Genomic DNA, 9,892 nt, shown 5'->3' with positions numbered 1-9,892 from the left:
CGCCGGGCGACCCGCCCGCCGCGAAGCCGGGCCCGCGGCGCGGTCGCAGAGCCGGCCAACCGCCCGCGCCGCCGACGGGTCGCTAGCGGGCGCTCGGCGCGATGAGGCCGCTCTCGTAGGCGAACACCACCAGCTGGGCGCGGTCGTGAGCGTCGGTCTTGGCCATGACGCGGGCCAGGTGCGTCTTGACGGTAGCCGGAGATATGACCAGGTCAGCCGCTATCTCCTCGTTGGAGAGGCCCCGTGCGGCCAGCATGAGGATCTCACGCTCGCGGTCGGTGAGCGTGGCAAGCGCCGCGCGCAGGGCATCGCCGCGCGCGCCCGTGCCCCAGCCGGCGCGCGGGCGCGCGGCCACGAACGTCTCCACGAGGCGGCGCATCACCGACGGTTGGATGAGCGCGTCGCCGGCGGCCACCACGCGAATGGCGGCGGCGATGTCGTCGGGGTCGGCGTCCTTGAGCAGAAAGCCGCTCGCGCCGGCCGCCAGCGCGTCGAAGACGTACTCGTCGATGTCGAAGGTGGTCAGCACGAGCACGTGGGTGCCGGCGAGCAGCGGGTTGCCTGTGATGTCGCGCGTGGCCTCGATGCCGCTTTTCTGCGGCATCCGGATGTCCATGAGCACCACGTCGGGCCGCAGCTCCTGGGCGCGCAGGACGGCCTCGGCCCCGTCGCGGGCCTCCCCCACCACGCGCAGCCCATCGTAAGATGAGAGGATGGCCTTGAAGCCGCTGCGCACGAGGTCTTGGTCATCCACCACCAAAACGCGGATGTCGTCGCTAGGCTCCATGGGAACCTCCTTCGTGGGTCGGGTCGAGCGGGATGCGGGCCTGCACGCGGAAGCCGCCGCCAACGCGCGGGCCGGCCTCGAAGGAGCCGCCGAGCAGGCGGACGCGCTCGCGCATGCCCTCGATGCCGTGGCCGCCGCCAACCGCGCCGCCGGCGCCGGGATTCGGCGCCCCACGGCCGTCGTCGTCCACGAACAGGACGGCCACGCCCGGCTCGACGGCCAGGCAGAGGGCCGCGCGGGTGGCGCCCGCGTGGCGCACGATGTTCGTGACCGCCTCGCGCGCGATGCCGAACAGCGCCACGTCCACGAAGGCGGGCACGGCCGCGCGATCGTAGGCCTCCTGCGCGAGGCTTGCCTTGACGCCGGCGCCCTCCAGGTAGGCCACCAGGTCAGCCATGCGGTCGGTGCCCTCGGTGGGCCGCGCCTCGGCCGCGCCGTCACCGGCGCGCAGCACGCCGATCATGGCGCGAATCTCCTCAAGCGCCTCCTTGGCCGTGCCACGTGCGACAGAGATGGCCTCCTTTGCGGCAGCCGGATCGCGGTCGATGAGCCGCTCGGCCGCAGCCGCCTGGATGCTTACCGCCGAGAGCGAGTGCGCCGTGATGTCGTGCACCTCGCGCGCGATGCGCACGCGCTCCTCCTCCACGCGCCGCTCGGCCTCGGTCTCGCGCGTGCGCTCGGCGGCAAGCGCGCGCTCCTCGGCGGCGCGCAGATAGTCCTGGCGCACCTGGAGGGCGTAGCCGGCCAGGGTGGCCGCGGCCATGAAGGCGATGTTCTGCACGAGGGTGAGCGAGGCGAGCGCATGAAGCGACGAGGTGCTCGCCGCCACCACGATCACGCCTGCCGATGCGATGCCGGCCACGGCGGCCTCGGCCCGCGAGCAGCTGTAGGCCACGGTGAACGAGGCCACGAGCGGGCCGATGAGCGACATGGACACCGCGCCCATCTGCGACTGGAAGAAGGCCCAGGCGGTGAGCACGATGAGCAGCGTCGGCCAGGGGCAGCGCCGGCGCAGCACGAGCGGCAGCGTGGTCACCGCCACCGCGAGGATGGCCGCCGGCGTGGGAACCATGGCGTCGATGCCCATGAGGCGGCGCAGGGACTCGTCGGGAATGAGCAGGTTGACCGCCACCGTGAGCTGAAGGCAGCCGAAGCCGAAGGCGCCTGCGGCTATGACCAGGTCGAAGAGCCAGTCGGTGAGCGTCTGGGGCTTGTCGTGTATGAGGAGGTTCGTCATGACCCCATGGTAGCGGAGCGGACGGACGCGCGCCATACGCCAGCGGGGGTATGAGGCGGAGCCGTTGCCGAGGGAGGCCGCGCGCGATGCAAGGGGGAGGCGGCGCGCGGGGCGCGAAGCGGGGGGCTACCCGTAGAACGGCGCCGCGGGGAAGGGCGGCTCCAGCGCGCGCTTGTAGGCGCAGGCGGCGGCGCGGGCCAAAACGCGCTCCACCTGGGCGGGATCGTGGCCGGCAGCGACAAGCGCGGCGGCGTCCAGCCCACGCTCGAAGGCGTCCACGAGAATGGCGTCCAGCACGTCGTAGCCGACTCCCAGGCTGGCCTCGTCGCTCTGGCCGGGCGCCAGCTCGGCACTCGGCGGCTTCACGAACACGTTGACGGGAATGGGCAGCGCCTGGCCCGCCTCGGCCGCACGGCGGTTTCGCCAGCGCGCGAGGGCGAAGACGTCGGTCTTGTACAAGCCGCCGATCGGCGCAAAGGCCCCTGCCATGTCGCCGTAGAGCGTGGAGTAGCCCATGTACGACTCGCTCTTGTTGCCCGTGTTGAGCACGAGCCAGCCCCAGGCGTTGGAGAGCGCCATCAGACAGGTCATGCGGCAGCGGGCCTGGGTGTTCTCGGCCGCCAGCCCCGCAAGGGCGCCGCCGCAGGCGCGCGCCAGCACGGACTCAAAGGCCTCGAAGGGCTCGCAGATGGGCACGGTGACCACGTCGATGCCCAGGTTGGCGGCGAGCGCCTCGGCGTCATCCACCGAAGACTCGCTGGAGTAGGGGCCCGGCATCATCACGCCATGCACGTGCTCGGCGCCCAGGGCATCGACGGCCATCACGGCCACGAGCGAGGAGTCCATCCCGCCGGACAGCCCGATCACCACGTCGGCGAAGCCGGCGTCCCGTACGAACGCGCGCGTGGCGCCTACGCACGCCGCGTACTTCTCAGCTGCTTCCATAAGACCGCCCTTCTCGATTCCTTCGCCAAGCCGGCATGCCCAGTATGCCCGCGTCGTGTTTCGCCTAGGTTGCGGCCACGTGAACAAAAACCTCGTCAATCGCGCCCCTTGCTGCAAATTCGGACGGTTTTGCACTCCCTGATTGCCGTCAGGCCAAAACCGACTAGGGAAAACGCCTCCCCGCAGAGCCAAAACGGCCCCAGGGAGACTCCCCGCGGGCAAACGCCGGTGCAAAACCGTCCGAATTTGCAGTCGCCAGGCAAAAAAAGAAGGTCGCCGCACCCGCGACGACCTGAGACCAGGCAGGAGGACGCCCGCCGGCTCGCGGATCCTGGCGCGCCGCGCCCGCGAGCCGGCCGCGAGCGCCTAAACGGCGCGCACGCGCTCGGCCAGCCACTCCGTCCACGCGTCCACGCCCTCGCCCGAGGTGGCGGCGAGGGGAAACACGGGCGCCTGCGGATTGAGCCGCGTGACCGCGTCGTCGAAGGCCGCGCGATCGAAGTTGAACACCGGCAGCGTGTCCACCTTGTTGAGGATGATGGCGTCAGACACCTGGAACACGCCCGGGTACTTGAGCGGCTTGTCGTCGCCCTCGGGCACCGAGAGGATCATGACCTTGGCGTTCTCGCCCAGGTCGAAGTCGGTGGGGCACACGAGGTTGCCCACGTTCTCGATGATGATGAGGTCGAGGCGCTCCAGGTCGAGCACGTCCACGGCGCGCTTGATCATGGCGCTCTCCAGGTGGCACGCGCCGCCCGTGTTGATCTGCACGGCGGCGATGCCCTGGGCCTTGATCTTCTCGGCGTCCACGTTGGAGGCGATGTCGCCCTCGATGACGGCGATGTTGAACTCGTCGCGCAGCGCGTCGATGGTGGCCAGGATGGTGGACGTCTTGCCCGACCCCGGGCTCGCCAGCAGGTCGAGCACGAACACGTGATTGTCGGCGAAGCGCTGGCGCAGCTCGGCCGCCAGGGAGTCGTTCTTGTCCAGGATGGGCTGCTTCAGGTCGATCTTCATGCTCTACTCCTCCTCGTCGGGCAGGTCTACCTCGATGGAGTCGATCTGCAGCTCGCGACCGGCCAGAAGCTCGGTGCAGAAGCCGTCGCACTCCGGGCAGAACAGGTGGAAGCGGTCGTGCTCGAACTCGGCGCCGCACTCAAGGCAGCGGCTGCGGGGCGAGACCATGCGCACCTCGAGCTCGGCATCGGCGGTGAAGGGGTCCCCCTCCACGAGCGCCTCGAAGGAGAACACGAGCGCGTCCTCGATGGCCTCGGTCATCTCCCCCACCGACAGCGTCACCTTGAGCAGCCGCGTGGCGTCGGCCTCGCGCGCCGAGGCGGTGGCCGCCTCGAGCACGCCGGTCATTATTCCTAGCTCATGCATGGTGCATACCTCACCTCTTTTAGGTCTTGCCCACAGATTAGCGCAGCAGGTCAGCAAGAGGCCGACGGGCGCCCGGAATGGCTCCGTCACGCGGCCGAGCGCGCCGCGGCGCGGAAGGCGGCGCATAAGAGGCCAGGCCGGACGCCCGTCGGTCCCGCAGCGTCAAATACCCTGGCGTTGCGCTGGCGGCGCCGAGGCTACTCCTCCTCGGCTGCCAGCTCGGCGTTCTGCCGCTTGATGCGGCGCGCCAGCGCCACGCGCGCCAGAAGCAGGCTCCCCTCGTAGAGGACGATCATGGCGGCGAACATGAGCAGCATGGTCACGGGCGACGCGTCGGGGGTGACCACGGCGCACAGCACCATGAGCGCCACGTACACGGTGCGCCAGCTGCCACGCAGCTTCTTGTAAGGGATGACGTCGAAGATCACCAGGTAGAAGATGACGAGCGGCAGCTCAAAGGCCACGCCGAAGCCGATCTCGAACTTGATGATGATGTCGACGTAGGACGACATGCGCGGCGCCACGTAGCCCAGGCCCATGGCCTGGTCGGTGAGCCACTGGAACGCCGGGTTCAAGATGATGGCGTAGCAGAACACCGTGCCGATGATGAACAGGGCCACCGCCGCCACGAAGGTGGGGATGAACCACTTGCGCTCCTTGGGCTTGAGCGCCGGCAGGAAGAAGGCGAGCAGCTGCCAGAGAATCACTGGCGAGCAGGCCACGATGCCCGCCCACAGCGATATCTGGAAGCGCACGGCGAACGCCTCGAAGGGGTCGATGGCCTGCAGCGACGCCATGCCCGTGACCGGATCGACCGGCAGGTACTCGGCGATGGGCAGCAGCAGGAACTGACCCATGGTGGGCGTTGCCATGTAGAAGACGATGACGGCGACGGCCAGGCAGGCGACGATGCGCACGAGGCGCATGCGCAGCTCGCCCAGGTGGTCGAAGAGCGGCATGCGCGCCGGTCCGATGGGCATGGCTACTCGCCCCCCTTCTGGTCGGCGGACGCATCCGCGGCGGGGCCGGCGGCCGGGGCCGGCTCGTCTGCAGCCTCGGCGACGGGCTTGGCCTGCTCGGCCTGGCGGGCAGCGCGCTCGCGGTCGTAGCGTGCCTTGCGCTCGGAGAAGCTCATCGTGGCGGTGCTGGCAGCCGGGGCCACGCCCGACGCGCCAGCGGCCTCGGCAGCCTTCTTGGCAGCGCGCTCGCGGTCGTAGCGCGCCTTGCGGGCCGAGAAGCTCTCGGCCTTCTCGTGCGCCTGCGTGGCGGCCTTCTTCGCCTGGTCAGTGACCTTGCTCGCCTTGGCGGCGGCGTTGTCCAGGGCGTCCAGCGGGTTCTTGAAGGGCTCGTCGGCGTCCTTGTCGAACACCTCGCCCTTGAGCACGCCGGTCATCTCCTCCTGGGCGTTGCGGAACTTGGCGATGGCCTTGCCCAGGGTCTTGGCCATGGCCGGGAGCTTGTCGGGCCCGAAGATGAGGAACCCGAACAGCAGGATGAGGAAGAGCTCGAATCCTCCGATACCAAACACGGATGCGGTCCTTTCTCGGATCGGTGCGGCGCCCTAGAGCGACAGCACGGTGAGCGCCATGGTGGGGATGCCCAGGGCAAGCACCAGTATGACGCAGACGACGATGGTGAAGATCTTCTTGGTCTTGGCAGCGGCCTCGGCCTTCTCCTTGGCGCGGCGCTCGCGCTCTTGCGCCGCGCGGACGCGCTCGGCGCGCTGGGCGGGGGTGAGGCTCTGCTTCTGCTTGTTCTGCTTCTTGTTGGTCTGCGCCATGCTAGGCCCTCAGCTTGCTGCGAATCTCGATGACGCGGGCGATGTTCTTGGCCACCTCCACGTCAACGTGCCACTTGTTCTTCTCATAGAGAATCCTGCCGTCCACCATGGTGAGCAGCACGTCTGCGGCCGTGGTGGTGTTGACCACGGCCGACACGGGGTTGCCCGTGGGCGCCTGATGCGAGCTGGACAGGTCGACGGCGATGATGTCGGCGCGCTTGCCGATCTCCAGTGAGCCGATCTTGTCCTCCAGCCCGAGGGCACGGGCGCCGCCGATGGTGGCGAGCTCGAGGATGGTGGAGGTGTCGAGGAAGCGGCGGGTGTTGACCGAGCGCTGGAGCAGCATGCCCAGGCGCATCTCGGTGAGCATGTCCGTCGTGTCCGTGGCGGCCGGCGAGTCCGTGCCCAGGCCCACGCGCAGGCCCGCGCGCAAGAACTCGTCGAGGGGCGCCACGCCCATGCCCAGCTGGGAGTTGGCGCGGGGGCATACGCACACTGACACGTTGTGCTCGCGCAGCTTCTTCACGTCCTCGTCCGTCACGTGGACGGCGTGGACGACCATGACGTTGGGCGCGTCGAAGGCGCCCCAGTTGAGCGCGTAGCGCACCGGGGTGACGCCAGTGGGCAGCCACGGCGGGATCTCCACGTAGCCGCGCTTGGCGTCCATGGTGTGCACCGCGAACGGCGACGAGCCGTACATGACGAAGTTGAACTCCTCACGGCTGCCGGCCAGGCGCATGGCCACGGGCAGGCCCTCCTTGCAGGCCAGGTCGCTCACGCGGGCGAACACGGAGGGATGGTTGGTGAAGACCGGCGCGGGCGCGACGCCGATGGTGACGCGAGAGGAGTCGACCTCCTCGCGCCAGTGGAGGATGTCCTTCTGGGCGGAGTGCACGGCGTAGTCGACGCGGTTCTTGTCCATGGCGCCCACCTCGCGGTAGATGACCGCACGCAGGCCCAGCTTCTGGGCAGCGGTGCAGGCGGCGCCGGTGGCGGTGATGTCGGCTACGGTGGTGATGCCGCTGGAGAGGGCGTCCAGGCCGCCGAGGATGGCGGAGTCGAACCAGTCGGCCATCTCCATGGCGCTCGCCTTCTCGGCCAGGGCCATGAGCCAGGTGGCGTAGGGAACGTCCGAGAGCAGGCCGCGCATGACGGAGTTCTCCATGCGGGTGTGCAGGTCGATGAGGCCGGGCATGACGGCGGACACGCCGTAGTCGAGCACCTCTTCCTCGGGATAGCGCAGGCGCAGCATGTCCACGTCGCCGATGTCGCGGATGACACCGTCGCGCACGAGGATGGCGCCGTTGCGCAGGGGCTCGGAGGTGACCGGGAGGATGTACTGTGCGCAGATAAGCATATGACCCTCTCGTCGGCTCGAACGCGCAGGACGCGAAGCCTGCGCGCGGTTTACATAGAGACTTGCATGATAGCACTGGCCGCCGAGCCGGGCCCCCAGACACACAGCTTATGCGTGAAATGAGGGGGACGGCGGATGGCGGCGGACGGCCCGAGGGGCCGCGCGAGGGGTCAGCCGGGCGGCCCGCCGCCTTCCCCGCTTCGCAGGGCCTCCGCCCTGCTATACTCCGCACTATTATGCAGACTATGGATATCACTTATATACACGCGCCCGCCACCTACGACTTCCGCGAGCGCTCCATCATGTACGGACCGGTGTCGGACATGGTGCCCTCCACGCCCATCTTCGAGATGTACCCGCTCGGGCTCACCACCCTGTGCGAGTACCTCGAGCGCCACGGGCTGCGCGCCCGCATCTACAACCTCGCGTCGATGATGCTGCACAAGCGCAACTTCGACGTGGAGCGCAACCTGGCGCGGCTCGACTCGCGCCTGTTCGGCATCGACCTGCACTGGATGCCGCACTGCCACGGCTCCATCGAGGTGGCCAAGATCCTCAAGCGGCTCCATCCCGACGTGCCCATCTCCTTCGGCGGGCTGTCGTCATCCATCTTCCACGAGGATCTCATCGCCTACGACTGCATCGACTACGTGTTCCGCGGCGACTCCACCGAGGAGCCCATGCGAATGCTCGTCGAGCGCGTGAGCCGGGCGGCGCGCACCCACACGCCCGTCGGCGACCTGTCGGACATCCCCAACCTCACCTGGAAGGACGCCACGGGCGCGGTGCACATCAACCCGCTGTCGTGGGTGCCCGACGACATGAACGCCATCTCGCTCGACTACGACTATCCCATGAAGGGCGTCCTGCGCCACCACGACATGACGAGCTACCTACCCATGAAGGGGTGGCTCTCCTATCCGGTGACGGCGTCGCTGACGTGCCGCGGCTGCTCGCGCAACTGCGCCACCTGCGGCGGGTCGGCCTACGCCTTCAAGAACCACTTCGGGCGCCGGCGCGTGGCGTGGCGCGCGCCTGAGCTGCTCATCCGCGACATCCAGCACGTGCAGGAGCACGTGTGGGGGCCCATCTTCGTGCTCAACGACTTCCTGCAGGCCGGCCCCGAGTACACCCGCGAGTTCATCATGGGGCTCAAGGGCAAGGTGAACAACCCCATCGGCTTCGAGTTCTTCGGCCCGCCGCCGGGGGGCGATGACTTCTACTCGATGCTCGACGAGAACCTCAAGAGCTGGTCGGTGGAGATCTCGGCCGAAAGTCACGACGACGACGTGCGCAAGGCCTTCGGCAAGGGGCACTACACCATGCGCGAGCTGGAGGACACCATTGTCGACGCGCTGTCGCACCCCAACTGCGAGCGGTTCGACCTGTACTTCATGACCGGCATCCCCAAGCAGACCGCCGCGAGCGTGCGCGAGACGGGCGAGTACGTGCGCCACCTCTACGAGCGCGTGGGCTACGACCCGCGCCTGGTGGTGCTCACCAGCCCCATGGCGCCGTTTCTGGACGTGGGGTCCATCGCCTTCGACAACCCCGAGGCCTACGGTTACAAGCTGCGCGCGCGGACGTTCGAGGAACACCGCGAGCGCATGATCCTGCCCTCGTGGAAGCACATCATGAACTACGAGAGCACCTCCATGTCCAACGACGAGATGGTGGAGGCCACCTACGACGCGGCCCTCGACCTCAACCGCATCAAAGGCGAGCACGGCATCCTCGACCCGGCCATGGCGGCGGCCACCGACCGCCGCATCCGCGAGGCGCGCGAGCAGATGCGGCGCCTGGACGAGGTGCTCTACGAGGGCACGGGGCGCATCGACGCGCGACTGGCGGCGCTCAAGGAGGAGTTCGAGCGGCTCTCCGAGAGCACGGTGGCGGAGAAGTCGGAGCTCAACTGGGCCTTCGACGTGAAGCCCACCCATGCGGCGCACCTGGCGAAGCTGTGGCTGACCAACGAGCCGGCCAACTTCGCGGCGCGCCTGGCCGGCAAGACGCGGCCGGCGTGCTCAGGCTTCGACTACCCCGACCAGGAAAACGGCGTGCGCTCGCCCGCCTGGAACCCCGACGGCACCGCCAACTGCACCTTCAAGGGCGAGGTGACCGACGGCATGGGCGACGGCCGCACCCTGGCCGACGAGCACGGCGAGCAGGTGGCCGCCGCCGGCAGCGTGGTGGCGCCCGGGTTCTCGCGCGCGAACACGAACGAGGCCTTCGACGCGGCCAACGCCCAGCTCGAGGCCGGGCGCGCCGGCACGTCGTCGGTAGCCGGCGCGGCGCCGGCCGTGCCGGAGGCTGCGCGCGCCACCGTGGAGCGCGACCCCCTGCTCGAGCAGATGATGGCCGAGGAGCGCGAGCGCGCGGCCGCGGAGGCAGCGAGCGCGGGCA

10 protein-coding genes are annotated in these 9,892 nt (G+C 69.1%); 1 reads left to right on the top strand and 9 read right to left on the bottom strand.

The window, feature by feature from the left end:
• Positions 1–82: 82 nt before the first annotated feature.
• From D1643_RS08345 to D1643_RS08305, 9 genes are all read right to left on the bottom strand, one after another.
• A complete protein-coding gene (locus D1643_RS08345; protein ID WP_160710188.1) occupies positions 83–787 on the bottom strand; it encodes a response regulator transcription factor in 705 nt (234 codons plus the stop codon).
• The gene (locus D1643_RS08340) at positions 777–2,024 is read right to left on the bottom strand and encodes a sensor histidine kinase (RefSeq protein WP_160710187.1); all 1,248 of its coding nucleotides are present in this window, start codon (positions 2,022–2,024) and stop codon (positions 777–779) included. Before D1643_RS08340 ends, D1643_RS08345 begins: the two co-directional genes overlap by 11 nt.
• Before the next feature lie 126 nt (positions 2,025–2,150).
• On the bottom strand, positions 2,151–2,969 hold the full coding sequence (gene nadE / locus D1643_RS08335; protein ID WP_160710186.1) for an NAD(+) synthase: 819 nt from the start codon (positions 2,967–2,969) through the stop codon (positions 2,151–2,153).
• Positions 2,970–3,335: 366 nt separating this feature from the next.
• The gene (gene hypB, locus D1643_RS08330) at positions 3,336–3,986 is read right to left on the bottom strand and encodes a hydrogenase nickel incorporation protein HypB (protein ID WP_160710185.1); all 651 of its coding nucleotides are present in this window, start codon (positions 3,984–3,986) and stop codon (positions 3,336–3,338) included.
• 3 nt (positions 3,987–3,989) lie between these two features.
• A complete protein-coding gene (locus D1643_RS08325; RefSeq protein WP_160710184.1) occupies positions 3,990–4,352 on the bottom strand; it encodes a hydrogenase maturation nickel metallochaperone HypA in 363 nt (120 codons plus the stop codon).
• 197 nt (positions 4,353–4,549) lie between these two features.
• Complete coding sequence (gene tatC / locus D1643_RS08320) at positions 4,550–5,332, bottom strand: twin-arginine translocase subunit TatC (RefSeq protein WP_160710183.1); 783 nt, start codon at positions 5,330–5,332, stop codon at positions 4,550–4,552.
• Positions 5,333–5,334: 2 nt separating this feature from the next.
• Positions 5,335–5,880 (bottom strand): twin-arginine translocase TatA/TatE family subunit, encoded by a 546-nt coding sequence (locus tag D1643_RS08315; protein ID WP_160710182.1) that lies wholly within the window; start codon positions 5,878–5,880, stop codon positions 5,335–5,337.
• Positions 5,881–5,913: 33 nt separating this feature from the next.
• The gene (locus tag D1643_RS08310; protein WP_160710181.1) at positions 5,914–6,132 is read right to left on the bottom strand and encodes a CASC3 protein CASC3; all 219 of its coding nucleotides are present in this window, start codon (positions 6,130–6,132) and stop codon (positions 5,914–5,916) included.
• 1 nt (position 6,133) lies between these two features.
• Positions 6,134–7,489, bottom strand: coding sequence for an amidohydrolase family protein (locus tag D1643_RS08305; RefSeq protein WP_160710180.1), 1,356 nt, complete (start codon positions 7,487–7,489; stop codon positions 6,134–6,136).
• Positions 7,490–7,734: 245 nt separating this feature from the next.
• Here D1643_RS08305 and D1643_RS08300 point away from each other — a divergent pair.
• A partial coding sequence (locus D1643_RS08300) for a TIGR04190 family B12-binding domain/radical SAM domain protein (protein WP_160710179.1) occupies positions 7,735–9,892 on the top strand: 2,158 nt, incomplete at its 3' end.

The sequence above is a fragment of the Enterorhabdus sp. P55 genome, assembly GCF_009911695.1.
Classification (GTDB): Bacteria; Actinomycetota; Coriobacteriia; order Coriobacteriales; family Eggerthellaceae; genus Enterorhabdus.
The sequence above is the reverse complement of the archived record's forward strand: the minus strand, read 5'-3'. Positions and strand labels throughout refer to the sequence as shown.